The following is a 26,722-nucleotide window of genomic DNA, read 5'->3' as shown; positions in this document are numbered from 1 at the left end:
TCCATTCATAGGTTTTAAATCCCTTATGAATCAATCTCTTCCTTTATTAGAAAACTTTTAAATTAAAGTAGTAACTCAATCTTACATCATTTTCCGTTTAATACTCATAACCCACTGATAGGGTAATGATGAATTGATAATTGGTTATCAAACTTTATATAATTTATTATTTAATTTAATATTTTAAACTGTTAATTGCTTGGGTTTTGCAAAGATCATCCTTCCAGCAGAGGTTTGCAGTACACTTGTTACAAGTACATCAATATATTTACCAATAAACTCGCGGCCAGCTTCTACGACAATCATCGTACCATCATCTAAATATGCTATTCCCTGATTATGCTCTTTACCGTCCTTTATTAATTGAACGTTCATTTCTTCCCCTGGTAATACTACTGGTTTAACTGCATTAGCCAAATCATTAATATTTAAAACAGATACTTTTTGTAATTCACATACTTTATTTAAATTATAATCATTGGTTACAACTACACCATTTGTGATTTTAGCTAATTTTACAAGTTTACTGTCCACTTCCTGAATTTCTTCAAAATCTCCTTCATATATCTCGACTTTTATTTCAAGTTCTTTTTGAATTCGATTTAATATATCAAGGCCTCTTCGACCTCTATTTCTTTTTAACAAATCAGAGGAATCTGCAATATGTTGTAACTCAGTTAAAACAAACTGAGGAATAACAAGCGATCCTTCCAAAAAACCAGTTTGGCAAATATCTGCAATTCTACCATCGATGATAACACTTGTATCCAGTATCTTCACAGCATTATTAACCTCTTTTTTAGGGTCCTCTTCCACCAATTTTTTCTTCTTGGAGAATAAGCCAAGTAATTCTTCTTTCTTTTTAAAACCGACTTGAAAGCCTAAATAGCCAAAAATTAATGTTAGTAAAATAGGAGCCACCGTGTTTAAAACAGGAACCTCAATTGCATTAAGGGAATAACCAATTAAAAAGGCAATAATAAGTCCAAAAGCAAGCCCTGCACTTCCAAATATGATATCTGTAATAGGTGCCTTCACTAATGATTCTTCCATCCATTTAACAAAATGAATCACATAGTCAATCGCCCAAAATGTAATTAAATAAAATATAATAGCGCCCAAAATAACTGATATATATGGGTTATTTAATAGGGGAATGTCATCTAAAGTAATTAACCTTAATAAATCATGAATTAAAAAAAGACCTAATGCCCCTCCAATAATGAGGAAGCATGCTTGAACAATACGTTTTAACAATCCTTCACCTTCTTATTTTTTGAAATTATTGATCTTATGTTAGCAAACTATTCTTATTCTGGTTGTCTTTCTATACCTGTGGTAAAAGAAGGTCAAACAAAGACTGAGTTAATCTTTTCCTATAGCTACTTTTTATTATGGAATTATGAATAAATATATTCTTCCAATAAATCAGGGTCAAAAATTAAATTATGATTAGCATCTGTTTTAATTCGATGTTCCTTTTTAAGTTTTGTTAGCATACGGCTGACTGTTTCTCTTGTTGTACCAATCATTCTTGCCAGATCTCGATTTGTAAATTCACTTTTAAGAAGTATACTGCCATCGCGAAGTACTTGTCCATGTTCTTTCCCAAGTCTAATGATTAATTTAATAATTTGTTGATAGGTATTATTCAGTATTTGTGATTCTAAGCGCTCTTGAAAATCAATAATTTTTTCTCCTAATACCTTTAATACTTTAATACATAGATCAGGATTTTCAATTAATACTTTTTCAAATTGTGCTATTGGAATAACAATAAGTATGGAATTCTCTAGTATTTCCGAAAAGGCTGGATATCCTCCTTTTCGGAAAAAACCCACATGTGGAAACATATCTCCTTTTTTTAATAAAGAAACTATTTGTTCCTTTCCTTCCATATCCGTTTTATATATTTTCACTTTACCTTCAAAAATAAAATAAACGTTTTCGATTGGTTCATCTTGAAAAAAAACATGGCTTCCTTTATTCCATTCTCTTGTTATAGAGATACTAGCAATTTCACCTATTTCATGATTATTTAGTTCGTGAAATAGTGGAAATTCAGATAATATTTTTATAATTTCCTCTTTAATCATTTTTCACCTCTTACACTGATTCCTTTTATTTGAAATATGACTTAATGCCCTGTGATTACGATATTAGAATAAATAATTTAATGTTCATTAACAATGATAATACAGACTTTCCTTCTTTATAATAATTCATCCTACTAGGTTTTACACAACAAGTGCAGGGCAGCCTCCTGTCTTAACTTTTGATAATTTTCTTCATATTATATGTTTTCAAAACAGAAAGGGCCCCGTCTCCATTGATTAAGGTAACATAAAGATATTCCGGTTATTACTAATATTAATTACATGAATACCAAGGGGATCGTATCTATTGTTTCTTCTTTTATAAATTTACCACTGAAATAGTACCTTCTCCTACATTAGGTACGTAAAAAATGGATGTCTCTTGCTCCTCGGACGTTTTAACATCCCAATATATAAAAATTGCCCCTATAATCTCTAAAATGATAAACCACAAAAAAAGTTTTTTTATCATTTCTTATCCCCTTTAGCAATAATGGTTCCTCTATACATTCCCATTTGACAAGTAAAATCATAAGTACCTGTCTGCATTGGTGGGAGTTCAATTATTACTTTTTTTCCAACAGGTAATGTAGCACTTTTTTGAAAATCCGGGAAAATGACCATTTCAGAACAGGCAGCTGTTTCTTCTCTTGTAAACTCAAAGCGAACTGGTTTTCCGCTTTGTACGATAACTCGTGCAGGATGATAGCCATTTTTCACTTGAATAGTTGTTTCTTGATAACCTGAATTTCCCTTCGCGGCAAGGCTTCCACCTTTTTTGGGTCTCCAGAAAAACCATGCAATTAAGCCAATAAATAATAGTCCCCCAATTGTGACGATCCAATTAGAAACATCCATCTTTCTCCACTCCTTTAAAATGTTTTTAGTTTTAGACCTTTTAACCTGTTTGCATTTAAAATGACTGTTACGGAGCTAAAGGCCATTGCCGCTGCTGCAAGCAAAGGTGATAATAAGATTCCTGTAAATGGATACAGTACACCAAGGGCAATGGGAATTCCAACAGTATTATAAATAAACGCCCCAAACAAGTTTTCATAAACATTTTTCATGGTTGCCCTGCTAATTTTAATTGCACTTACAACGCCTTTTAAGCTTCCTGAGATTAACGTAATATCACTTGCTTCAATTGCTACATCTGTTCCGGTTCCAATGGCAATTCCAACATCTGCCTGTGTCAAGGCAGGTGCATCGTTTATACCATCCCCGACCATAGCCACTTTTTTACCTTCTGCCTGTAACTTTCGAACATTTTCCGCCTTATCTTGTGGAAGTACATCTGCTAATACTCGTTTTATTCCTACTTGCTTTGCAATAGCTTGAGCCGTGCGTTGATTATCACCAGTAATCATTACCACTTCTAAACCCATCTTTTCTAATTCCTGAATAACAGACAAGGAGTCTTCTTTTACCGTATCTGCTACAGCTATGATACCTGCTGCCTCCCCGTCAATAGCCATAAACATTGGGGTTTTTCCTTCATCTGCCATCGAAGATGCATACTTGTTAAACCCGTTAAGTGGAATACCTTCTTTTTTCATTAACTTTAAGTTTCCAAAGTAAATTCTCTTATCTTCCACGATTCCTTCTACACCATGTCCTGGTATAGCATTAAACCCGGTTACTTTAGCAAGGGGTATTTTCTTTTTTTCTGCGTTATCCATTATTGCTGTTGCAAGGGGATGCTCTGATCCCTTTTCGATGGAAGCACTAAATTTTAATAAATCTGTTTTTGAATACTTACCTAATGATACAATATCTGTTAAAGAAGGTTTCCCTTCCGTAATCGTACCTGTTTTATCCAATACAATTGTATTTAATTTTTGGGCAACTTGTAAGGCCTCTCCTGAACGGATTAAAATACCATTTTCGGCCCCCTTTCCAACTCCAGTTGTTAAAGACATTGGGGTTGCCATTCCGAGTGCACATGGACATGCTATAATTAAAGTAGTTACGGCGACGATTAATGCATATACCCAACCAGGCTGTGGACCAAAATTATACCAAACGATAAATCCTAATATTGCTGCAATAATTACACCAGGAGTAAAGTAAGCGGATACGTTATCCACTACCTTTTGAACGGGAATCCGTGAACCTTGTGCTTGTTTAACCATTTCTACTATATTAGCTAAAGCCGAATCTTTTTGTTCCTTTGTAACTTCGAAAGTAAAACTACCTGTTTTGTTCAAAGTTCCGCCAAATACTTCATTACCAGGGATTTTATCAACCGGCATGGATTCACCTGTTAACATGGATTCATCAACGGCAGAATTCCCATCTAATATAATCCCGTCTATAGCAATTTTCTCTCCCGGTCGAACAATTACTTTATCACCAATCTTCACTTCTTCAATTGGTACTTTAACTTCTATTCCTTCTTTTATTACATTTGCAGTCTTTGGCTGAAGTCCAACTAATTTTTTAATCGCTTCAGATGAACGTCCTTTCGCCTTTACTTCCATCGCCATTCCAAGAATTACTAGAGCTGTAACGACTGTTGTGACATCATAATACACCTCAGCCATTTCCTCTTTTGGGAAAATCCCAGGCCAAAAGAGAGCAACGAGAGAATAAAGCCAAGCTGCACTTACACCGGTGGCAATTAATGTGTGCATATTAGCAGAACGTTGTTTTAATCCTTCCCACATGCCAATAAAAAATTGGTTTCCACTTACAATCAGGACAAGGAGAGCAAAAAATCCCATTATTAACCTTGCCCACCATAGTTCCACACTACCCATTGGAAGCCAATCACGTATACCTGGAATCAAATTTGGATAGGAAACAACAATAATCGGTACGGAAATAGCAGCTGCAAACCACCACTTTTTCATTAAAGAACGATATTCCATTTCTTCTGTCGGCTCTTCCTGCTGATGCATATGATGCTCATGAACATGGCTATTTTTTTGAGTTCCCATCTCCCATTCTCCTTTCATCAAATGTCTTTCTTTACTTCGATTCTAAAAAACTTTACTTAACTTCAGCTGAAACAAATCTAAGAATTACATAAGAATTATATTTTTATTCGCTATCAACTAAAAAAACTTGTTTCTTTAGGCTAACCAAATGGAAGAAAAACCTAGTAGTATGGTGATTATTCCAATCATTAATCTCAATTTATTTCTCATTAAAATAAAATCCTGACTTATACTTTGTAATAGTTTTTTATTTGAAAGGATTAATGCAAAGATAACCACAGGCAAAATAAAGCCCAAATTATATACAAATAATAACGGATACTTAACTACAAATGGTTTAGATTGGATGATGATTAATATGGCCATATAGATGGCTCCGCCACATGGCACGGTACAAAGCCCAATAACTAGTCCACTAAAGAAGCTGCCAAATTTGGAAACAGGATTGCTATATTTTTTATAAATGGGATGTAAAAATCTTGGCATTTTAATAATTGCTTGTGATTGCTTAAATAGGGAATCACGGACCATGAATACACCGAGAACAACAACTAAAAATCCAGCAGTTTGTGCGAGTGTTTTTGTTTGAAAGGATGATATTTGAAATAACTCAAGAATTCCTATTCCCAAAAGAATATAAATCAAGAAAATACCAAATGCATAAAAAAAGGCATAACTTAAAATATTTTTTCGTTGTCTTTCAATATTCAAATCATTGTCTATCTCTGATCCAAAGCGGTTCAGCAAAAACCCTGTCCATAATAATAAAGTACTAAATGCACAAGGATTAAATCCATCCAAAATTCCCGCTAATAACATAAACCCAAATAGAAGGATGATACTTGTTGTTGCAGCTATACTAGCAGCCATAATACTTTGATTTAATAAAAAGGAAAAAAACAATAATATAAAAAAGAGAAACAAACTTATAATAGTAGTTTTTAATGGTGTTTTCATTTTAATTTTCCTTCACTACGTTATGATTAACTTACCTTGCATAGTTGGATTCTCACGACCTCCACAGCATATATCACAATAAAATTCATATTCTCCAGGTTCATTGACTTTTATCTTAATTGTTTTGGTAGATTCAGGAGACAATTTATAATCAAAATCTAGTTCATCGCTAGCAAATTGATGCCATCCACCACCATCGGAATGTGCTGAGTTGTCTGGATTTATTAATTGAAGGGTTATCTCTTCTCCTGCTTTAGCCTCAATAGTTGATGGAGTAAAACCTGCCATGGAAACTTCTATACGAGTCCCTTTTTCATCCTCTTGATTTGCCATGCTTTTAGTAATACTCAATATTAATGGAATAAGTGCGGCTATGATAATTAGTATAAATGTGAATTCTAACAAATATTTTCTAGCTTGCTTTTTTTTTACTTTCGTCATTTTTTATCCCCACTATAGATAGAATTTTTGTTTTTTTGCAGTGAAACTATTTAACATTCCTTGATAAATGAATTTAAATAAAAGATTCTATTTAATACAAACGATTAAACTTTTATACGTTATTTTGTATTTTTTAAAAAAATTCCGTTTGATCTTAATAAGTTCTTAAAAAAATCGTCTAGAATCACATTCCAGACGATTTTTAAAAATAGAGATTCTCCTATTATTTATATTGTTATTAGCTTATTAATGACAATGATGATGGTGCTCATGGTGTTTTTGATGATCTTTACCTTTACCGCAGCAATGGTCATCGTCATGATGCTTATCATGTTGATGCTCATTTTTCTCAGTCTGTTTTTCCTCTTCGCAACAACATTTTTCTTCTTTTTTTACATTTTTATCTAACATAAAATCTCCTCCTAGATTCCTTATTTACAATGTTATTCTAATTTAACTTCCTTAGTATCAGCTGAAATGAATATAAGAATAACCTAAGAATTAAACTGTCTTAGATTATATAAGTTTTCAAAAATCACTCAATTTTGATAGAAATGAAAGACTGGATATCTTGCTCAGGTCAAGTCTTCAATTAATATGAAATAGGAAAATTAATGTTTTATAATAAGAGGAAGACAGAATCAAAATCAAAAAATTCTAATTAATCATAAATTTTCCTACTTCGTATTAATTCTCGTCCTATATTTAATTGTAGAAAATACTTCATCATTGGAGGAGTCACAATGGTTGTAATAATAACTACAACTATGATAATAGCAAACAAACCTTGTGTAATTAGATTTGATTCTAAACCAATTGCTGCTACTATTAATGCTACCTCTCCACGAGATACCATTGCTGAACCTATTCCCATTGAGTTATTCCAACCAAATCCAGCTAATTTAGCACCTGTACCTGCACCAATAAATTTTGTTAATATAGCTAAAATACTTAACAATATTATTGGAGTTAGATTATCAAGAATACCAACAAACTGAGCTGAAATACCAATGAATGTAAAGAATACAGGAACAAAGATTGAAGAACTTATCGTTTCAACTTTTTCAAATATTTCATGTTTATAACCTGTTACACTTATCGCTACACCAGCTATATAAGCCCCAATGATATTGGCGACCCCCGTGTATTCTGCGACAAAAGCAAAAACAAAGCAGATAAATAAAGCAGCCGTAATAACAGGCTCACTGACTTTTAACAATACGAATTTCTTCATGAACCAAGGAACAACTTTCCAAGCGATCAAAATAGCTCCTCCAAAAAATAATACTTTCTTTAAAATGACTGTAGTTAAAGAAACTTCTCCACCTGCAAAACTCATTAAGAATGCTAAAACAATCATAACAACAACATCATCAATAACAGCAGCCCCTAAAATTGTGGTTCCCTCAGGTGTTTTTAGTTGGTTCATTTCTTTAAGTGCTTGAACCGAAATACTTACACTTGTAGCAGAAAGCATAATGCCTAAAAACCAAGATTGGTACGAGGTTAGGTCCATCATTATCCCTGCAAAATAACCTAAAACAAGAGGGACCAGAATTCCTCCAAAACCGACGTATGCAGATGCTTTGCCAGATCGTTTAAATTCATCTATATCTGTTTCTAATCCTGCTGTAAACATAAGTAGAATTACACCAATTTGACTAAATGCTGATAAGGTATCAGTCGCACTTATTAATCCAAAAACAGATGGTCCTATTAGAATACCAACTATGATTTCTCCCAAAACGGATGGCTGACCAAATTTTACGCTTAAACTTCCTGCAAGTTTGGCTGCCAATATAATTATAGCTAATTGAAGTACTAACAATATCCCTCCACCTCTCAAAATGTATATCTAGTATAAAATAAAAAAGGATCCATCATCTAAGGACATAATTATCCCTTGATGACAGACTCCTCCAAAGTTTTTCTATATTATTATTAAACAAAGAATTAATCGTATGCTTTTTTATACTATTTTAACAACGTTTAACTAGAATCTTGTTTATATTACGAGCTGTTTTAACAAATATTTCTCAAAATCTGAGCTAATCTCCTCCTATCAAAATCTAAATGTATATTTCATAATAATCGTCTTTCCTTAGAAATAGATGAAATGAATATAAGAATTACTTAAGAAATTAATAGTTTAAAATTAAACTTCTAAACTTGAACTAAATAATAGATTACGAGGGATACGGCCATCATGATCAAAACAAACAATCCAGTTTTTAGATACTCGTTGGTGTTAATTACATTTTCTTGATTGATAAGTTTATGCTTCTTTCGGTATTTTACTAGAATAAATGCAATGATGATTCCTATTAAACTCATCACATGGCTTACACTAAAAGGACCAAAAACCATTGGGTTTACTCTAGTAAACTCCACAATGCCACGAATAACTAAAAATCCGATTAAATAATGAATAAACACTTGACCTGAATAAGAAGGCTTCTTTAAACGCAACCATAGATACCCAAATAATAAATAGTCTAATAAAAATTCATAGGCTTGGGCAGGATGAAGGTATTCACCATACTTCTCCACTCCCCAAGGTAATGCACTTGAGATTGGTCCGCCAAATACATCACAGCCTATTCGGCTAATTCCTTGAGCTATTATTAATGCTGGAGCTACAATATCTAATGTTTCCCAAATAGGTATTTTGTGACGCTTTAAAAACCAGTAACCAACTAATAATCCCCCTAAAATTCCACCATGAATAGAAAGTCCACCCTCCGTTATATGGAGTATTTTAATAGGATTGGCAAAATAATAGGATGGATTATACACTAATATATAAGTTATTCGGGCTCCAATAATCCCCCCGATTAATGAATAAATAGCTATGTCCATCAAAACCTTATGATCAAGCCCTTTTCTTTTGGCTTCTCTTGTAAAAATATAAATGCCAACTGATGCACCTACCGCTATCATTAAACCAAAAAAGTAAAACGTTAACGGACCTATACTAAATAAAGGTATCATGTATTTTCCTCATTTCTAATGTATCGTCTAGTAGTTTTTTGAAAAAAGCATAACTTCTAACTTGTTAACTATCATAAAAGCAAAAAGTGAATTTTTTATCGAGAAAATGTGTATAAAATTTTAACATTGTAAAATAAACGATTCATTTTGATGAGATTGTTATAAAAATTTACACAAAAAGTATTTATTAATCCTAAATTTCTGCATATTAATTGATTATTATACTTTTGAAACATCTGCTTTTATCCCTAACAGAAGAATAGGCGCTTTCCCCTAGCTCCTATTCTTCCCTATATCAAGTTTTTAAGAGGTTTCATAATTACTTTACAGAAATCAAATCCTTTTAAAATAGTTCCTAAATTAAATAACTTAAGCTGGTATAAGATTAAAAATCTTTTAAAAAACAAAATGAAGAAATATTTTACATCATTTTTAATGGAAAGGGTGAAAATTTTATGGAAATGACGTCTGTTGAAAAGTGTCAGGGTCAGAACCAGCAGATGGCTTCTAGATCATCTAGGATGAAAGCATTGGATCAAACAGAAGGAAAGATTGATTACAGCAATAAAAGCAACAAGTTGTTAGAAGAGGCTAGTACTAAAGCTCTAGAACAAGCAGCACAACCTTACCTAGGTGGTAATATTGATATAAAAGGATAGTGAGAGAGCTCAATTATACTGATTTTCTTTCATTTTTATTAAGAAGAGTACAAATTTCGTACTCTTCTTTCAATTATTTTTAATCAAATATCCCCTGTTCCTTAATAGTCCAAAGCTTTTCTAAGCGTTTCGATATTTTTTTCCATTATAGAAATATAATCCTCATTTTTTTTAATATCTTCTTCATTTAAGGCCTCTAAATTGTGCAGAGTTAGTGTTTCTGCCCCAATTTCTTTTTTAAGTACCTCAGCTACCTTATTTTCCACATTTTGCTCAAAAAGTATATATTTAATTTCTTGTTTTTTTGCAGCTTTAATGATTTCTTCTAATTGCTTTTGCGAAGGTTCATTGCTTGGGGAAAGTCCGCTAATTCCTATTTGTTCCAAACCATATGCATCCTCCCAATATCCGAAAGCAGAATGAGCCACAATATAATTCTTATTGGAAGATTCTCTGACCATTTTCTTAAAGGATAAATCCAATATTTCTAGTTCTTCTTTCAGCTTTTTAAAGTTTTCTTCAAAATACTCCTCTTGTTCTGGCTTTATTTCAATAAATACATTTTTAATATTTTCGGCAAGTTGGATAGCTCTATTAGGATCAAGCCATACATGTGGGTCGACATCCCCTTTTACCGCCTTTTCTTTCACTATGATTCCGTTTGAGTCTATTAAAGCAACACCTTCGGATGCTTTTACTATTTTTGTCTGTTCATTTTTAACAGCTTCAATAACAGCATCCGTAAAACCTTCAATTCCGGTTCCTAAATAAACAAAGGCATCTCCCTCAGATATTTTAACCATTGTTTTGGTGGAGGGTTCAAAGGAATGCGCATCGGAACCAGTTGGGACAATGTTTTCTACCTGTACATATTTACCGCCTATTTTCTCTGAGAAATCTTGAAGTGGAAAAATGGTGGTATAGATATTAAGTTTCTCTTTTCCGATACCACTTTCATTTCTAGATAATGATTGGCTGCAGCCTGTTAGGACTAAAAATACAAATAAAATAGAAATAATGACAACGATATACTTTTTCATAAATTTCTCCTTAACTTTAAATAGTAATTATTACGATTTACAACTTATAATCAATTCAACTATCAAAATATAATCAATAAATATGCAAAAAGTATTGAGAAATAAAAAATTTATTTAAAAAAGTTCCTTTCAAACCAAATTTAGAGACTCTAAAATATTTCTGTATTGCTATAATTAATATAGTTATATACTATCTTTTTATTAAATTTGAAAATCAGCAAGGTTGGTTTAAGTTATTGTACTGTTTTTCATAATATAGGGAACTTTCATTCAGAAAAGAATGAATTACATTATTTCAGGGGTAAAAATATCCAATGTGAAACCAAAGAAGTTGTTGAATGACAATTGTATCGGAGGAATGAAACAATGTTCTATTTAGTTCCAATAATGCTAGAAAAGGTTGGAATTATCGTTATTGTTGCCTATGTTCTTTCTCAAATGAATTCATTTCGCCAGCTTTTTCAACATGAGCATAAAACGAGTGAAAAAGTTATGCTTTTACTACTTTTTGGTGCATTTGGAGTAATTAGTAATTATACAGGAATAGAAATTCATCATAATATCATTAACAAAGCTGAGTGGAATTACGAACTAGACTCCGAAAGCGCTTTAGCAAATACAAGAGTAATGGGAGTAGTCATTGGAGGTCTGCTTGGTGGACCTATGGTTGGTATCGGCGCTGGGATGATTGCAGGTGTCCACCGTTATACATTGGGTGGATTTACAGCATTTTCTTGTGCTATTTCAACCATTTTGGCAGGAACCGTAGCAGGATATTTAGGGAAAGTACGAAAACAGAAGAAAAAAAAGATTACTTCCACATTTGCTGTAACTGTTGGTATGGCATTAGAAACGGTTCAGATGCTCATCATTCTTGTTACTGCCAAACCGTTTGAACAAGCATGGCAACTCGTGCAGATTATTGGTTTACCCATGATTTTCGTTAACGGTTTTGGAACGCTATTGTTCATGTTTATGATCCAATCGATCAAACGCGATCACGAGCGTACACGTGCCAATCAAACGAACCATGCATTTTATATAGCAGAACAGACACTCCCTTTCTTTCGTGAAGGACTTAATACTAATTCGTGTAAGGAAATATCAAAAATTATGCTGAAGCTGACAGACGCAGATGCTGTTGCAATAACCGATCATCAAAAAATATTATCGCATGTCGGCGCTGCTTCCGATCACCATATTCCTCTTGCAAAACCTGAAACTCTTTTAACAAAAAGAGTGCTCGAATACAGAAAGATCTTAGTTGCAAGAACGAAAGCAGAAATCTCCTGTATTCATAGTAACTGCCCTTTAGAAGCTGCCATTGTACTACCATTAAAGGTGAAAAATAATATGGTTGGGACTTTAAAAATGTACTATACCGATCCTGAAAAGCTTAATCAGGTACAGCAACAATTAGCAGAAGGTCTTGCTAATTTGTTCTCTACACAATTGGAACTTGCAGAAGCGGAAAGACAAACGAAGCTATTAAAAGATGCTGAAATTAAAGCATTACAAGCACAGATTCATCCTCACTTTTTATTTAATAGCATTAATACAATTTCTGTACTCTGCCGTACTGATGCAGATAAGGCTCGTAAATTGTTACTAGAGCTAAGTTCCTTTTTTCGAGGAAATCTACAAGGAGCAAGGCAGATGCTTATCCCTTTGGAGAAAGACTTAGAAAATGTAAAAGCGTATATTTCGTTAGAGCAAACACGATTTCCAAATAAATATCAAATAGATTATCTCATTGAACCCAATCTTAAAAAGGTACTTATTCCACCTTTCATGTTACAACCTTTAGTTGAAAACGCCATTCATTACGGGTTCCCGGGAAGTAAAAATAGAGGAATTATTCAAATTCGTATCTTCTCTGAAAATAGTCGTTTAATCATTATTGTAAAGGATAATGGAATAGGGATACCGAATGACAAGATTGATGTCCTCGGAAAAAAAATAGTAAGCTCTAAAAAAGGAAATGGTACAGCTATCTTTAACATAAATGAACGACTCAAAGGAATTTATGGTAGCCAAGCAAGTTTAGTTATAAAAAGTCAAGTGGGTAATGGAACAAACATAACTATTTCGATCCCTTCCGAAAATAAAGGAGTGTTTGATCAAGATGCTAACAGCGTATATAGTGGATGATGAACCTTTAGCAAGAGATGAATTAAAATATTTATTAAATAGAAGCAAAGAAGTAAAAATATTAGGGGAAGGAGATTGTATCGAGGATGCAGAGATGGAAGTCGCTACATTAAAACCCGATATTGTTTTTGTAGATATTGAACTTGCTGAAGATAATGGATTGACTTTAGCAAAGCAGTTACAAACCTTTGATCCCTCCCCCATAGTTGTTTTTGCCACGGCCTATGACGAATATGCACTGCAAGCTTTTGAGTTAAATGCGCTAGATTATGTTTTAAAACCCTTCGATGAAGCACGTATTCAAAAAACATTAGATAAAATTAAACAATTGCAAAGCCTTGGGAATAAAGATCTTTCTACCAATCCTTATATTAAAAACGATAGAAATGAAAAAATACCTATTCTTGTAGATGATAGAATAATCTTATTAAACTATGATGAAATTCTTTATATAGAATCCTTTGAGAAAAAGTGTTTGATTAAAACATCGGTACAGGAATTTAAAGTTAATGATACGCTTGTCGTAATGGAAAAGAAGTTAAATAAAGCTCCGTTTCTACGTGTTCATCGAAGCTACCTTGTCAATTTAGATCATATTGCGGAAATCGATCCTTGGTTTAATTCAACATATAATTTAATCATGAAGGATAACTCTAAAGTTCCAGTTAGTAGAACCTATGTAAAAGAATTGAAAAAGTGTCTTGGTTTGTAAAATCATTTATAAATTGTATTTCATCTTTTCATTATTGCTTTTCATCCTGTTATTTGTGTAATTTAGTTTGAAAAATGAAATATCCCCGTTTTCATTTGTAAAATGAAATTAAGCCAAATAATAAAGGAGAATGATGAAATGAATGCGATTACAATTGTAATAGGTGCTCTCTGTATCTTGGCCATTGCTTATCGATTATATGGTACTTTTATGACTGCTAAAGTTTTAAAAGTTACCGAAGATGAAACAAAACCGACTCCAGCTCATAGAATGGAAGACGGTCAAAACTATGTTCCAACGAATAAATGGGTTGCGTTTGGACACCATTTTGCGGCAATCGCTGCTGCAGGTCCATTAGTTGGTCCAATTTTAGCAGCACAGTTCGGTTATTTACCAGGCTTAATATGGCTATTAGTAGGGGCGGTAATCGGTGGTGCTGTTCATGACTTAGTCGTACTTTTTGCATCTATGCGAAGAGATGGAAAATCTTTATCAGAAGTAGCCAAGGATGAACTTGGTCCTGTCGCAGGGTTTTGTGCTGGTTTAGCAATGTTATTTATCATTATTATTACGATGGCAGGTCTATCATTAGTAGTCTTGGGCGCACTAGAAAGAAACCCATGGGGAACCTTTGCTGTAGGTATGACGATTCCAATCGCAATGGGTGTTGGTTTATATTATAAAAAGACAGGAAACTTAAAACTTGCATCTACTGTCGGTTTTCTTCTTATAATGGTTGCTGTCGCTATTGGGCCTTACCTGCAAGGTACATGGCTTGGTGATTTTTTAACACTTGAAAAAAGCACTCTAGCAATAGCACTTCCAACCTATGCATTTTTTGCCGCAGTTTTACCTGTCTGGTTATTACTGGCACCACGGGATTATTTAAGTACTTTTATGAAAATTGGTGTGTTTGGTGCATTGATAATTGGGGTTTTTATTGTAAATCCAACTGTTCAATTTCCGGCATTAACAGAATTTATTAATGGTGGAGGTCCAATTGTTGCCGGTCCAGTTTGGCCGTTCATTTCTATTACCATTGCTTGTGGAGCAATTTCGGGTTTCCATGCATTTATTGGTTCAGGTACTACACCAAAGATGATTAATCGTTGGAAGGATATTAAACCTGTTGCATTTGGGGCTATGCTTGTTGAGTGTGTAGTAGGTGTCATGGCTTTAATAGCAGCTATCTCCATGCAGCCAGGAGATTACTTTGCTATCAATTCAACACCAGAGGCATATGAAACACTGGGAATGCAAACCGTCGAATTAGATACTTTAGAAGGACAAGTTCAACAGGACCTTAATGGGAGAACGGGCGGTGCAGTAACGTTAGCTGCAGGAATGACATATATCTTCACAGAATTTCCAGCTTTTGAAAAAATCGCTTCTTATTTTTACCAGTTCATCATATTATTTGAGGCTGTCTTTATCTTAACAGCTATTGATGCTGGGACACGGGTTGCCCGTTACTTGATACAAGACTTTTTTGGAAACTTTATTAAACCGTTAAAAAAGACGGACTCATTAGTAGCAAATCTTATTGCTAGTGCTCTTGCCTCCTTCTTCTGGGGTTATCTACTTTTCTCCGGAGACATAAGTTCTGTTTGGGCACTTTTCGGAGTTTCCAACCAATTAATGGCTTCGATTGGTTTAATTATTGGTGCAACAGTGATTCTTAAAATAGCCAACAAGCGATGGTACATGCTTACATGCTTAATCCCTCTTGCATACCTATTTGTAACTGTTATGGTTGGTGGATATTGGATGGTGACGAATGTCTACTTGAATACTGAAAGTGCTGGATATAACGTAATAAATGGAATACTTTCAATAGTTATGTTGATCCTTGGTATAATAATATTGGTTGCAGCTATCAAGAAGTGGATTGCATTATGGAAAATTCCACAGGTGGAATTAGTAAAACAATCAGAAGCAGAAGTAGCATAAAAAACAGCACCCATTCACACAAGTGATTTGGGTGCTGTTTTTTTTATCCTATTGAATCTTTGCAGAAATAGATTTTAAAAAGCTTACACCTGATATTTTTAATGTGAGTTTTTCTTTACTGTATAAGAAATTTTGTATATAGATTGTAAGATTTCCTATTTTTAATAGTTTATATTGTTCAAACGTTTTAGGTTCCCCTGGAATTGCAACTAATTCTTGAACACATGGTGCACAGCAAGCATCGACTTCTAACATTTTTACTGTTAGTTGATTTCCTTTAGATTCAATCCACTTTTTTGATTCTTCGTCTATTTCCACATGCATTCACCAATCCCTCCTTTTCTACCTGGCAATCCATATTATATATATTAATTTAGTATACGAATTTAAAAATGAACTATTTTAAGATTGAAATTTGATAGACTAAAAATTGGTATAGAAAGTTTCATTAGAAATAAAAGAATTATTGGGTACAAACGACTTTTACCATCCCCTGCTTGCACCGCCACCGCCTGAGGAACCGCCGCCACCACCTCTAGGACCATCCCCTCCGCCTCTTCCTCCTCGTGAGAGGATAGAAAGAAGAATATGAGTAAGGACTCCTCCAAAAAACTTAAAATCTAAATACAATACTACCACAACAATAATGATCAATAACCATGAGGGAATCCCAATCCCCTCATCTTCTCTAAGCTCTTGAGTTGGCTGCTCGACTTGTTGTTTTTCTCCTTCAATAACGTATTCAGCCAATACCTCACTTGCTAGCACCTTATATGTTTCAATTATAGCACGATTTATCTCATTCTTTTGTAAGTATGGGATTGTAATTTCATCAAGAATCCTACCAACTTTCCCATCTGGTAGTCTACCCTCTAAACCGTAACCAACTTCAATTCTTAATGGTCTTTCATCACTACCTGATGATGGATTCATCCCAATAACCATTAATATTCCATTATCCTCTTCTTCATTGCCAATTTTGTATTGACGGAATACCTCATTTGCAAATTCCTCAATCGATTGATCACCAATTGATTCTACGGTTAGGACAGAAATTTGTGCGGTTGTTTTTTCCTCAACATTACTTCCAATCCTTCCTACCTCTATTTTTTCTTGCTCAGTTAAAACACCTGCAAAATCTTGTACATATATATCTCCAATAGGATCTGGAATTTGGGGCATCTCAGCAAATGATTTCCCAGCAAAAAGAAAAATGGTGAATAATAGCATCAAAATACTGAAGATCCGTTTACTCCTCATTATTCTTTGCCTTCAAAGTCAAACTTTGGTGCTTGTTGTGCACTAGGGTCAGCTTCAAAATATTCCTTTTCTTCAAAACCTATTACATTCGCCACAATCACCCCAGGAAAGCTTTTTACTTTTTTGTTATATTCTGCAACACGTTCGTTATAATCCTTTCGAGCAACAGAAATTCTATTTTCTGTACCAGATAATTCATCCATTAATTGAGAAAATTGCTGATCCGCTTTTAAATCGGGATAATTTTCCACTACAACTAGTAATCTACTTAAAGCACCAGATAATTCATTATTAGCTGTTGCTTCTTCTTTTGGGGAATTGGCATCTGCTAACCTAGCGCGGGCATTTGATATTTCTGTTAGTACGTCTTCTTCATGTGCGGCATATCCTTGAACCGTATTAACAAGGTTTGGGATTAAGTCAAGTCTCCTTTGTAACTGATTTTCAATTTGAGCATACGATTGATCTACATTTTCCTCCAAATCAATAAAACTATTATAGTTAGGTACAATCAAAGCACCTAAAATTAGTATTACCGTTGCTATTATTCCGAATACCAAGAAACTTTTTTTCACTTATACAGACTCCTTTCTATCAATTGGTTTTTTTATTTCAGTGGGATTATCTAGGTCTGCACATAATGGAAATATAAATTGACATCTATGATAACCATATTGATGATCATTGCATTCATGAGTACTATATTTAAGTTGATAGTGCAAACCATATGGATAGCCTACCTCATCTAAATTTTCCCCTCTAGTTAACCATAAATCTAGTTTATTTGAATATTTCCATTGTCCTTTTTCAAACTTATGCCTAATAAGAAGCAAATGATCGTCTCCTCTCATTTTTGATATAGATCTTTTATCTCATTTTATATAGGAAATCTGAACTCAAGATTAATTAGATATGAGAATTTCTTAAGAATCGAAAAAATGCTATGCTTTTTTGAATAAAAAGTGCAAATTAATATTTCTTAATAACAATACTAATTTATTTCGTATCTATATTATCCAATTATCACCCGATAAATTTTGATTGCTCCAATGAACTTTAGACTTTTTATTTTAAAAAGGAAAATATCTTATTTAATTAAAATCCCTTAGGAATGTGAACAAATTGTGAATCTATTATTTCTCCATTGATACTTCATATTTTCTCCATATTTATTATTTATTCTTATTACTGTGATAAAAGTTTTATTTAATTAATGGAAAGGAGAGATTTTTATGAGTTGTTGTGGTGGTGGTCATAATCATTCTAGTAATGATAAACATTCAAAAAAGGATTCTTTAATGGCATCGATTTGGCCCTGGATAATTGGTTTTGTTGTAATTGGAGGGCTCATTTATTTCATTGATTAAAAAATAAGGAGAGGTTTGAAAATATGTCAATAAAACTTAATCGTCCAAAAGTAGTTAATAATATCACAGAATTAATAGGTAATACCCCTCTTGTTCAACTTAATAGAATTAGTAATGAAACAGGGACAGAAGTTTTGGCAAAATTGGAATATTTTAATCCTTTAGGAAGTGTGAAAGATCGCATTGGTTTGGCCATGATCGAAGCAGCAGAAGAAGAAGGGCTAATTAATAAAGATACGGTTATTATTGAACCAACTAGTGGAAATACCGGAATTGCTCTAGCTTATATCTCTGCTGTAAAAGGCTATCGCTGTATTCTTGTTATGCCGGAAACAATGAGCATAGAACGCCGTAAATTATTAAAAGCATTTGGGGCAGAACTTGTGCTAACGGAAGGTGCAAAAGGCATGAAAGGAGCGATTGAAAAAGCTAATAAACTAGCAGAAGATATTCAAAATTCCTTTATTCCTCAACAATTTAATAACCCTGCAAATCCTGAGATTCATCGAAAAACAACAGCAGTTGAAATTTGGAATGATACAGAAGGAGATGTTGATATTGTAATTAGTGGTGTTGGTACTGGAGGAACCATTACCGGAATTTCAGAGGTTCTAAAGAAACGTAAGCCATCTCTCCTTTCTATTGTGGTTGAGCCCGAATCTTCCCCTGTTTTATCTGGCGGAAACTCAGGAGCACATAAAATTCAAGGAATTGGAGCTGGTTTTATTCCTAATGTCTTAAATACAGAGATTTATGATGAAATTATAAAAATCTCTAATGAGGACGCTTTTGAAGCATCCAGACGTGTAGCAAAAGAAGAGGGTATTTTGGTCGGGATCTCATCTGGTGCTGCCATTGCTGCAGCTTATCAAGTAGCAGCCCGTTCTGAAAATAAAGGTAAAACAATAGTAGTGATTCTCCCTGATACAGGTGAAAGATACCTATCAACCGCTTTGTTCCAAGACTAGTTACAATATGAAAAAGAAGAGGTTAGACTCACCTAAGGGGAAGTATTAAGAGTCGACCTCTTCTTTTACTATCCATACATTATATTTTAAAAATTAATGGAGGCTGCCACATGACTGAAGATAAAAATCATTCGAATCCTAAAAAAGAAAGAACCTTCCTAAAAGCAGTTGGTTCTGTATTATTTGCCATTATAGCTTCCTCTCATCATTGGATTCATACTCTACTGATAGCGTTAGGCCTAACTACGTTAGGTACAAGTTTATTGGCAATGCCACCATCCATTAGACTAGTGTTTTTGGTTATCTCATTGGCTTTGTCTATATGGTTTCTACGAGTTGCAAAGAAGAAATGGTCAAAAGACCGCCCTGCAGCGTGGGTTTATCTGATCTCATCTATAATTTCAATCATTCTTGTCATAACAGCAATACCTGATACCATTACAAGTTTAAATCAACCAGACCCAGTCCAACAACAGGATCAACAACAACAACCTAAAGAAGAACCACTACAGGATCAACAAGAGGAGCACGAAGGTCATCATAATTAATTTCAAGAAGGGCTGTATCAAATTTGGCGTAATGCTTTAGTGATACAGCCCTTTCCTTTATAAAATGAAACTTCATTCTAAAATTATGTTTTAGGTTAAAAACCTTATTAACGAGAACATCAGTGTAATGAAAACGATACTAACAAAGAAATAACCGTATCCCTTGAAGTTCTCTTTTCTCATTGTTTTGTAATACTCTTTATAATTAATTTCTCCTTTTGCAAACCTTAATCCATTATAATCAGGTTTAACAGAATAATAATTCCCTTTTTTATCTTCCAGAATGATTTTTGTAATAAAATCTTTTCCATTCCATTGTTCATCATGTAATCGCAGTTTTAAATCGTTTCCTTCTGAATCTTCTGCTCTTACCACTTTGTAAAATGAATTATTTTGGATCTCTTTACTCATTTTATAAGCTTGTTGTTCCATAAAATTATTTGAAATACACACATTTATCAACTCACTTAAACTATAATTGTTCATAAATTTCATATTTATTCCCTACATAATTATATTCTATGCTGGATTCCCGCTAACCTCTTCTGCTTTCCAATAATATTCACCAAATACTTCAGCAAAGGCTTCAATAGAACGATTGAGTTCTTCCATGTTATTTTCGACACCACCAAATTCTAGTAACATAGATTTATTAGTAAGGTCCTGATTATATACACCATTTCCCTCATCCTTTCCTTTTACAAATACTCCTCTACTTATTCCAGGGTATTTTTCTTCTAATTTTTGATGTAATTCTTTTGCAAGATGTAAATTTTCTTCATAATTTTTATTTTCTTTTCCTACCACAAAAAACAATCTAGCAAATGGCTTTCCATTTATCATTGTAGTAGTAATCTCTTTAGGCTGTGAATCTCTATGAATATCTATTAAATAGTTTATCGATTTTTCGGTTGCTAAGGCTTCTTGTACTAAACCTCTTGAAAGATCGTAAGAATGATTATAATTCCAATTCTTTTTCTTTAGCTCCTCCGTTACATTTGCTTTACTTTGACTTGTACCTATCCCCCTTTTTATTAATTCCTCTTGAAGCCTCTTACCAACTGCAATAATATTTTTATCTTCATTAATACTAACAGCTTCATCTGGGTTATTAACACCACTTAAGAAGGGTATAAACGCTTCCCAACTATGTGAATGATATACAAATACTCCATTTTCCCCTGGCGTAGTGGGAAATTCTTGTTTATTATTTGGATTTGGCTCAGAAACTGGTTTTTTCTCTGATTCTTCGATTTCCTTTAATAATACCTCTAGTGGAGGAGCAGACTCAACAGGTATATTAGTTAAATTGGTTCCATTTCCTGCCACTGCTATTTCTGTATGATAAGAGGAAAATCCAGGTAGTTCTCGACCTAAAAACGTTTGAATATCGTCTGGTCATATATTCGTCATTGTAGTAAATAGAATTTTTGGGATAGAAATTTGCCAGCTATTCTCTTTATCTGTCATAGCCTTAAGTTGTCCAATTTCACCCGCCATCAATGAGAGAAAAAAATCAGAAGAAATTCCTTCACTTGTAGAATGAATGAAAGTTGAAGTGAATTTGTGCTTAAAATCCAAAAAGTTTACAGTGAACACTATACCAAATATTGATATAAATAGAATCATAACGATCGAATGAAGTTGAATAAAAAAGGTAATCTTCCTTACTCTTTTCTCTCATATTATTACACCTCTTAAATTTGAATGTCTTCTATTTTATGAAAAGAAAAGAACAGAAAGACTAGTAAAATCCTATTATTTTAATAGAGTACATCCTTCATTCAGAAAATAAAGTTGTAAACATCGATAAGGGTGAGCAATTTTAAAGTGTACCTGATTCCTTTCTTTCCCAACTTATTGGCATGTCCAATCACAAATAAACATATTATATAGCATGTAAAAAGGAGGCGAAATAATTGAATTTCTTTCATTACTTTGTCATGTTAACTCTTTGCCTTATTTTCATAACAGCTATAGCAATGTCTCTTTTCTTTAGAAGTAGATTAAGAGGGATGTCAAGTATGATACTCTCTATGGCAATTGGTACGAGTATAGGATTAACCGTTGGGGTCTTTTTCGGATCACTATTTCAAGGGAACCTTTTTCATTCCACACTTTACTCTGTTTTAATAGGCATTTTTGTAGGAGCTGCTTTAGGGGGGATATTTGGAATCCTTCCTTCACTTGAAGGTTCTATGGGTGGACTAATGGGTGGTATGATGGGAGCCATGCTTGGGGAGATGATTACCTATGATCAATCAATTATTATGGTAAACCTACTTCTGGCCCTTACTGTTAGTAGTCTGTTTTTATTTCCTATTTTATCAGGTTCCTCTAATAAAGGAGAAAAAATCCAAACCAAAAAATGGATTTTCAAACCACTTTTTATCTTGTTTTTCTTATCATCTTACTTACTTATTGGAAGTCAATTAGATAAACAAATGTTATCTAAATCTAATTCATCTCAACAACAAATTCACCATTTAAACAATAAAAGTGATTTGGTAAAAAAGGAAAATACATCACTTGAATGGACTATTAAGGTATTACCCTCCCAGTTTTCATATAACCCATCAGAAGTGACCCTAAAGAAAGGGGAAAAGGTATCACTTATCCTTAAAAATGAAGATAATATCGAGCATGATATTGAAATTAAGGATATTTTATTTTCTGGAAAGGAATCAATAAACCATCGGAACCATATGAACAATAATACTAACCTTCATTTGCATGCACCTGCCAAAAAACAAACAAAATTAACCTTTACCCCTCTAGAACAAGGAACTTATGAATTTTACTGTACTCTTCCCGGTCATAAGGAAAATGGCATGGTGGGGCTTTTGATAATATCATAGGGTATAACAGTAGCATAATAACAAAATTAGTGTTTTGTGTTCAGTATTTACTTTTAATTTGTTAAATTGGTAGCATCCTTATAAATAAACTTCTATAGGCAGTTATTACTTGAATGAATCACTTAAGAACAAGCAAAAGGTTTTCCGAAAAATAAATGATTCCCTTTCTATTCAAGTCTATGGGATGAACCGATAAATCGATTTTCCCATAGACTTCATCGTTTCTTCATTAGGAACCCCAATAAGTTATCGTATCAAAAATACCCAAAACCAACATTATCACTCCCGCAAACCTTTGAACTATTAATCCTATTTTTCTTCCTTTCTTCATTAATTTTCCACTTAATTCAAAATACCAAATAAAAAATGCAGCAAGTATTAAAGGTAAAGAAGTACCCAAGGCAAAAACGCCTGGAAGAACAATCCCGTAAGAAACAGATAAGGACATTGGCATTAAGGTAATAAAAAACAATACAAACATGGTTGGACAGAACCCAAGTGTAAAACTAACTCCCATTAAAAAGGCGCCTATTTTTCCACTTTTCATTAATCTTTCTGGGATACTTCCTAAGGTAATAGATTTATAGAATTTAATAATGCCAAGCATAAAAAGGCCAATTAGTATTAATATCGGTCCAACTATTTTTCTAAACCACGGAAAATAGAGAGCAAGAATAGATTTTACTTCATTTCCTAACACCCATATGATTATCCCAAGAGTGGTAAAGACTACAACTTTTCCAAGTATAAAAAAAAGAATTTCACTCCAAGCCATTCGTTTCTGTATAGATTTATTTCCATATAACGTAATAGCTCCTAAGTTTCCTGTGAATTGACAAGGTGTTAAGGCTCCAACAAGTCCTAAAACTAAGGCAAATAAAATCGGAATCCCTTCCGTACTGCTTATCAAATTATAGAATGGTTGGCTAAGTACATAACTGATTTGACTAAAGAACTCATACATTTTTTATCCCCCTATCCCTAAAATTCCAATGACCCTTTTGTTCGTTAGATATATTAATGATTTAAATTCCTATTATCCAAAAATCAATCATTAAATGCTAGTTTACTATTTATTTTTGCAGAAATTATGAGTAACTGAAATTTTTCTGAAGGTTTAAACAAATTCATTTAAATTACCACTTTTGGGAATTTCGTCTAGATTGAACCACTCTAACGGAAATCCGAGCACTTGTCACTGAAAAAGGGAGCCAAAATCGAGGAGTAAGGATAAAAAAATGTTAAATAGAAAATTTAGTTTATTTTGGGTTTATTCAGTAATCCTTTTAAAACAAGATACTATTTTTATATAAAAAATACGCCATAATATACAGTGTCAGATAGTTGTAACTTGTATGTTATGGCTTTAATAGATTTCAACAATCGCGTCCGAATATGGATTATTGATTTCGCTGTAATTTTATTAAAAGGAGTAACCTACTCCCTTTTGGATGGCATTTGTCAGCCACCTTCTACACAAGTAGCCGTTGAACTTCCGACAGCAGCATTTAATTTATTAAGAAGATTAGGAAGAATCTCAGATTCGACAATACTTTCTAATGTATTATTAGTTAATGGTACATTAAATTCCGCAAAAATAGGTGCTGTTATCTCCCATGCTTCAACTATTGCTTTAGGAGACATATTAGATTGTATAACCATATTATACCTCCAGTTATATTATTTCTCTTCAATCATTAAAGTTTCAATAATTGGACAGTCGTACATAGATTTTTCATCAGGGCAACTTTCTTTAAGATTAAAAAGGATTTGTTCAATCTTTTTTAAATCCCTAATTTTCCTCTGTACTTCTTCAACTTTATTAACAACAAAGTTATACATATCATTACATCGTTCACCGTCTTTATCTACGACTCCGAGCAATTTACAAATTTCGGTTAAAGTGAATCCCAAATCTTGCATCCTTTTGATAAATTTTATACGAATGACGCTTTCTTCTGAAAACATCCTATAACCAGTATTCGTTCGAGGAGGCTCTTTAAGTAACCCAACTTTTTCGTAATATCTTATTGTTTCTTTATTGACACAACTCTTTACTGCAAGCTCACTAATTCGATACATAGCTAATTCACCTCATATAAATTATAAACCCTGTATCATAGTACAGGGTAAAGGGTAACTTTGAAATTTAATTTGTTCAATTCTATGGTCGTTAGGAAAGATTACTGAATCATCAATGTACCAAATCGATGGACAGTCTCTCTTTGAGTGAAACTGGTTCAATTTTTCCGTGATGATGGTTATATTTGTATGAAATATTCAACTTTTAAATACACAAGGACTTTATTATAATAAAATCCTTTATATTTTATATATTCTGCATAACTTTTTCATATTTTCTATGTATGATAAATTTACTGATAACTATTAATTAGTAGTTATCTTATTATATATTTTATGATAATAACTAATAGGATTATAAAAGGATGGAGATATAGATTATGTATAATAAACTCTTAAAATCTGGCCAAGTCACCATTCCGAATAAAGCTCAGAAGCACATTGGAATTCAGGATGGGGACTCGCTATATTTATACCAAGAGCAAGATCATATTGTTATTGTTAAACATCATACAGATCATACATTAAACAAATGTATATTCCATAAAGGAAAAATTTCCATTCCAGCTGAGTTACGCAGGCTGCTTGGTATTTCCGTTGGGACATTATTAGAAATAAATATAAATAATAAACATAATAAAATAATCATAAATATAGTGAAACAAAATTTATTAAAAGACGTACAATAAAAAACCAAAAAAATTCCAACATTTGAATGTTTTATATTTTTTATACCATATTAAACTTGTAAAATAGTTGCAATATAAAATCCTTATTTTCTGCAAATGTATCCCTTATTATAATCTTATCCTACTACAAGAATAATTAATGGCCTATCCGCGATTAATTGTTCTATCTTTACGAAGACGTCTCATAGACGTCTTTTTAATATATCTTTATAAAAAGAGTAAAACTTGGGTATAAGATTGGAATTAATGTATTTCCCAAGAGAATGAAAGGCATCGATTCCAACTTTGCAATACAGGTTGATCGATATATCTTTTCAGGCATAATCAGAAGTAAATATAAATAATAGAAATTTCAACGTTTGTTTGTTAAACATTTTTCGTACCATATTAAACTGTAAAATAGTTGCAATAAAAAATCCTTATTTTCTGCAAATGTATCCCTTATTATAATCTTATCCTGCTACAGAATAATTAATGGCCTCTCCGCGATTAATTTATTCTATCTTTACGAAGACGTCTTATAGACGTCTTTTTTACTATACCCCTATAAACAGAGTGAAATTTGTGTGTAAATTGGGATTAATGTATTTCCCAGGAGAAAAAACTACAAAATTAGGAAAAGCATCGATTCCCACTGTGCAATACAGCAGACCGTTATATCTGTTGGGGCATAATCAGAAATAAATATAAATAAATAGTAATTCCCATGTTCGTTTTTTTAGTTAAACATTTTTAGTACCTTATTAAACTTGTAAAAAAGTTGCAATAAAAAATCCTTACTTTCTGCAAATATTTCCCCTATTATATAATTGTTACAATCTATTATAGAATAATTAATGACTTCTCCGGGATTAATTTATTCTATCTTTTTTGAAGATGTCTATTGGACGTCTTTTTTTTCTTACACGGCACAACTAACACAATGATTTAGTTGTGCCGATTCCACTTGCTTTCAATATTGTTTAAATATGCATTTGGGTCCTGCTTAAATCTTCTCTGTTTTGTGTGTTC

The 26,722-nt window shown here is 33.0% G+C and carries 29 protein-coding genes; 9 read left to right on the top strand and 20 right to left on the bottom strand.

The window, feature by feature from the left end; all coding sequences use genetic code 11:
* Nucleotides 1-183: 183 nt before the first annotated feature.
* The 10 genes from ACTQ5K_RS20635 to lgt all read right to left on the bottom strand — a co-directional run bounded on the left by ACTQ5K_RS20635 (nt 184) and on the right by lgt (nt 9,427).
* A complete protein-coding gene (locus ACTQ5K_RS20635) occupies nt 184-1,257 on the bottom strand; it encodes a PIN/TRAM domain-containing protein (protein WP_031539153.1) in 1,074 nt (357 codons plus the stop codon).
* Nucleotides 1,258-1,400: 143 nt separating this feature from the next.
* Entirely contained in the window at nt 1,401-2,096 is a 696-nt protein-coding gene (locus ACTQ5K_RS20630; RefSeq protein WP_031539154.1) for a Crp/Fnr family transcriptional regulator, read from the bottom strand.
* A gap of 319 nt (nt 2,097-2,415) precedes the next feature.
* The gene (locus tag ACTQ5K_RS20625; RefSeq protein WP_155986778.1) at nt 2,416-2,568 is read right to left on the bottom strand and encodes a hypothetical protein; all 153 of its coding nucleotides are present in this window, start codon (nt 2,566-2,568) and stop codon (nt 2,416-2,418) included.
* Nucleotides 2,565-2,954 carry a cupredoxin domain-containing protein gene (locus ACTQ5K_RS20620; RefSeq protein ID WP_031539155.1) on the bottom strand — a complete coding sequence of 130 codons (390 nt, stop codon included), beginning with the start codon at nt 2,952-2,954 and terminating at the stop codon, nt 2,565-2,567. The genes ACTQ5K_RS20625 and ACTQ5K_RS20620 overlap by 4 nt, the downstream gene beginning before the upstream one ends.
* Nucleotides 2,955-2,968: 14 nt before the next feature.
* Nucleotides 2,969-5,038, bottom strand: a complete 2,070-nt coding sequence (locus ACTQ5K_RS20615; RefSeq protein WP_051641005.1) for a copper-translocating P-type ATPase — start codon at nt 5,036-5,038, stop codon at nt 2,969-2,971.
* 135 nt (nt 5,039-5,173) lie between these two features.
* The gene (locus tag ACTQ5K_RS20610; RefSeq protein ID WP_031539157.1) at nt 5,174-5,995 is read right to left on the bottom strand and encodes a cytochrome c biogenesis CcdA family protein; all 822 of its coding nucleotides are present in this window, start codon (nt 5,993-5,995) and stop codon (nt 5,174-5,176) included.
* 15 nt (nt 5,996-6,010) lie between these two features.
* On the bottom strand, nt 6,011-6,436 hold the full coding sequence (locus ACTQ5K_RS20605; RefSeq protein ID WP_048717233.1) for a cupredoxin domain-containing protein: 426 nt from the start codon (nt 6,434-6,436) through the stop codon (nt 6,011-6,013).
* Nucleotides 6,437-6,682: 246 nt separating this feature from the next.
* The gene (locus ACTQ5K_RS20600) at nt 6,683-6,847 is read right to left on the bottom strand and encodes a hypothetical protein (RefSeq protein ID WP_155986779.1); all 165 of its coding nucleotides are present in this window, start codon (nt 6,845-6,847) and stop codon (nt 6,683-6,685) included.
* A gap of 250 nt (nt 6,848-7,097) precedes the next feature.
* Nucleotides 7,098-8,264, bottom strand: coding sequence for a cation:proton antiporter (locus tag ACTQ5K_RS20595; protein ID WP_031539159.1), 1,167 nt, complete (start codon nt 8,262-8,264; stop codon nt 7,098-7,100).
* A gap of 335 nt (nt 8,265-8,599) precedes the next feature.
* Entirely contained in the window at nt 8,600-9,427 is an 828-nt protein-coding gene (lgt, locus tag ACTQ5K_RS20590) for a prolipoprotein diacylglyceryl transferase (RefSeq protein ID WP_031539488.1), read from the bottom strand.
* 455 nt (nt 9,428-9,882) lie between these two features.
* On the opposite strand from lgt, the gene ACTQ5K_RS20585 reads away from it, so the two are divergent.
* A complete protein-coding gene (locus ACTQ5K_RS20585) occupies nt 9,883-10,086 on the top strand; it encodes a hypothetical protein (RefSeq protein ID WP_031539485.1) in 204 nt (67 codons plus the stop codon).
* A gap of 101 nt (nt 10,087-10,187) precedes the next feature.
* Here ACTQ5K_RS20585 and ACTQ5K_RS20580 read toward each other — a convergent pair whose 3' ends face one another.
* Nucleotides 10,188-11,126, bottom strand: a complete 939-nt coding sequence (locus ACTQ5K_RS20580; protein ID WP_031539484.1) for a metal ABC transporter solute-binding protein, Zn/Mn family — start codon at nt 11,124-11,126, stop codon at nt 10,188-10,190.
* Between the two features lie 366 nt (nt 11,127-11,492).
* Here ACTQ5K_RS20580 and ACTQ5K_RS20575 point away from each other — a divergent pair, with 366 nt between their 5' ends.
* The 3 genes from ACTQ5K_RS20575 to ACTQ5K_RS20565 all read left to right on the top strand — a co-directional run bounded on the left by ACTQ5K_RS20575 (nt 11,493) and on the right by ACTQ5K_RS20565 (nt 15,939).
* Nucleotides 11,493-13,277, top strand: a complete 1,785-nt coding sequence (locus tag ACTQ5K_RS20575) for a sensor histidine kinase (protein ID WP_031539482.1) — start codon at nt 11,493-11,495, stop codon at nt 13,275-13,277.
* On the top strand, nt 13,252-13,989 hold the full coding sequence (locus ACTQ5K_RS20570; RefSeq protein WP_031539480.1) for a LytR/AlgR family response regulator transcription factor: 738 nt from the start codon (nt 13,252-13,254) through the stop codon (nt 13,987-13,989). Before ACTQ5K_RS20575 ends, ACTQ5K_RS20570 begins: the two co-directional genes overlap by 26 nt.
* A gap of 138 nt (nt 13,990-14,127) precedes the next feature.
* The gene (locus ACTQ5K_RS20565; RefSeq protein WP_031539478.1) at nt 14,128-15,939 is read left to right on the top strand and encodes a carbon starvation CstA family protein; all 1,812 of its coding nucleotides are present in this window, start codon (nt 14,128-14,130) and stop codon (nt 15,937-15,939) included.
* A gap of 48 nt (nt 15,940-15,987) precedes the next feature.
* Here ACTQ5K_RS20565 and ACTQ5K_RS20560 read toward each other — a convergent pair whose 3' ends face one another.
* From ACTQ5K_RS20560 to ACTQ5K_RS20545, 4 genes are all read right to left on the bottom strand, one after another.
* The gene (locus ACTQ5K_RS20560) at nt 15,988-16,263 is read right to left on the bottom strand and encodes a CC/Se motif family (seleno)protein (protein WP_031539477.1); all 276 of its coding nucleotides are present in this window, start codon (nt 16,261-16,263) and stop codon (nt 15,988-15,990) included.
* A 159-nt stretch (nt 16,264-16,422) separates the two neighbouring features.
* Complete coding sequence (locus ACTQ5K_RS20555) at nt 16,423-17,199, bottom strand: TPM domain-containing protein (protein WP_031539475.1); 777 nt, start codon at nt 17,197-17,199, stop codon at nt 16,423-16,425.
* Nucleotides 17,199-17,774 carry a LemA family protein gene (locus tag ACTQ5K_RS20550; protein ID WP_031539473.1) on the bottom strand — a complete coding sequence of 192 codons (576 nt, stop codon included), beginning with the start codon at nt 17,772-17,774 and terminating at the stop codon, nt 17,199-17,201. Before ACTQ5K_RS20550 ends, ACTQ5K_RS20555 begins: the two co-directional genes overlap by 1 nt.
* Nucleotides 17,775-18,032: a hypothetical protein gene (locus ACTQ5K_RS20545; RefSeq protein ID WP_031539470.1), complete on the bottom strand. Its 258-nt coding sequence runs from the start codon at nt 18,030-18,032 to the stop codon at nt 17,775-17,777.
* A gap of 399 nt (nt 18,033-18,431) precedes the next feature.
* Between ACTQ5K_RS20545 and ACTQ5K_RS20540 the strand changes: the two genes are divergently transcribed.
* The 3 genes from ACTQ5K_RS20540 (at nt 18,432) to ACTQ5K_RS20530 (ending at nt 20,082) form a co-directional block, all read left to right on the top strand.
* Nucleotides 18,432-18,566 (top strand): hypothetical protein, encoded by a 135-nt coding sequence (locus ACTQ5K_RS20540; protein WP_269320390.1) that lies wholly within the window; start codon nt 18,432-18,434, stop codon nt 18,564-18,566.
* A gap of 23 nt (nt 18,567-18,589) precedes the next feature.
* Nucleotides 18,590-19,534: a cysteine synthase A gene (cysK, locus tag ACTQ5K_RS20535; protein ID WP_031539467.1), complete on the top strand. Its 945-nt coding sequence runs from the start codon at nt 18,590-18,592 to the stop codon at nt 19,532-19,534.
* A gap of 110 nt (nt 19,535-19,644) precedes the next feature.
* Nucleotides 19,645-20,082, top strand: coding sequence for a hypothetical protein (locus ACTQ5K_RS20530; protein WP_031539466.1), 438 nt, complete (start codon nt 19,645-19,647; stop codon nt 20,080-20,082).
* A gap of 90 nt (nt 20,083-20,172) precedes the next feature.
* Here the strand turns inward: ACTQ5K_RS20530 and ACTQ5K_RS20525 are convergent, their stop codons facing one another.
* On the bottom strand, nt 20,173-20,577 hold the full coding sequence (locus ACTQ5K_RS20525; RefSeq protein WP_048717239.1) for a hypothetical protein: 405 nt from the start codon (nt 20,575-20,577) through the stop codon (nt 20,173-20,175).
* Between the two features lie 24 nt (nt 20,578-20,601).
* On the bottom strand, nt 20,602-21,471 hold the full coding sequence (spoIIP, locus tag ACTQ5K_RS20520; protein WP_269320391.1) for a stage II sporulation protein P: 870 nt from the start codon (nt 21,469-21,471) through the stop codon (nt 20,602-20,604).
* An 821-nt stretch (nt 21,472-22,292) separates the two neighbouring features.
* On the opposite strand from spoIIP, the gene ACTQ5K_RS20515 reads away from it, so the two are divergent.
* Complete coding sequence (locus ACTQ5K_RS20515; RefSeq protein WP_231512597.1) at nt 22,293-22,940, top strand: cupredoxin domain-containing protein; 648 nt, start codon at nt 22,293-22,295, stop codon at nt 22,938-22,940.
* A 229-nt stretch (nt 22,941-23,169) separates the two neighbouring features.
* Here ACTQ5K_RS20515 and ACTQ5K_RS20510 read toward each other — a convergent pair whose 3' ends face one another.
* From ACTQ5K_RS20510 to merR, 3 genes are all read right to left on the bottom strand, one after another.
* A complete protein-coding gene (locus tag ACTQ5K_RS20510; protein WP_031539461.1) occupies nt 23,170-23,904 on the bottom strand; it encodes an urease accessory protein UreH domain-containing protein in 735 nt (244 codons plus the stop codon).
* Between the two features lie 497 nt (nt 23,905-24,401).
* Nucleotides 24,402-24,602: a hypothetical protein gene (locus ACTQ5K_RS20505; protein ID WP_441131558.1), complete on the bottom strand. Its 201-nt coding sequence runs from the start codon at nt 24,600-24,602 to the stop codon at nt 24,402-24,404.
* 18 nt (nt 24,603-24,620) lie between these two features.
* The gene (merR, locus tag ACTQ5K_RS20500) at nt 24,621-25,022 is read right to left on the bottom strand and encodes an Hg(II)-responsive transcriptional regulator (protein ID WP_441131559.1); all 402 of its coding nucleotides are present in this window, start codon (nt 25,020-25,022) and stop codon (nt 24,621-24,623) included.
* A gap of 380 nt (nt 25,023-25,402) precedes the next feature.
* Here merR and ACTQ5K_RS20495 point away from each other — a divergent pair, with 380 nt between their 5' ends.
* Nucleotides 25,403-25,711 carry an AbrB/MazE/SpoVT family DNA-binding domain-containing protein gene (locus ACTQ5K_RS20495; RefSeq protein ID WP_441131560.1) on the top strand — a complete coding sequence of 103 codons (309 nt, stop codon included), beginning with the start codon at nt 25,403-25,405 and terminating at the stop codon, nt 25,709-25,711.
* Nucleotides 25,712-26,722 lie beyond the last annotated feature (1,011 nt).

Origin of the sequence: Niallia sp. Sow4_A1 (assembly GCF_052116745.1) — a bacterium.
Lineage (GTDB): Bacteria > Bacillota > Bacilli > Bacillales > Cytobacillaceae > Niallia > Niallia hominis.
Note: the sequence above shows the minus strand (reverse complement) of the source record. Positions and strands in the feature narration are given on the sequence as shown.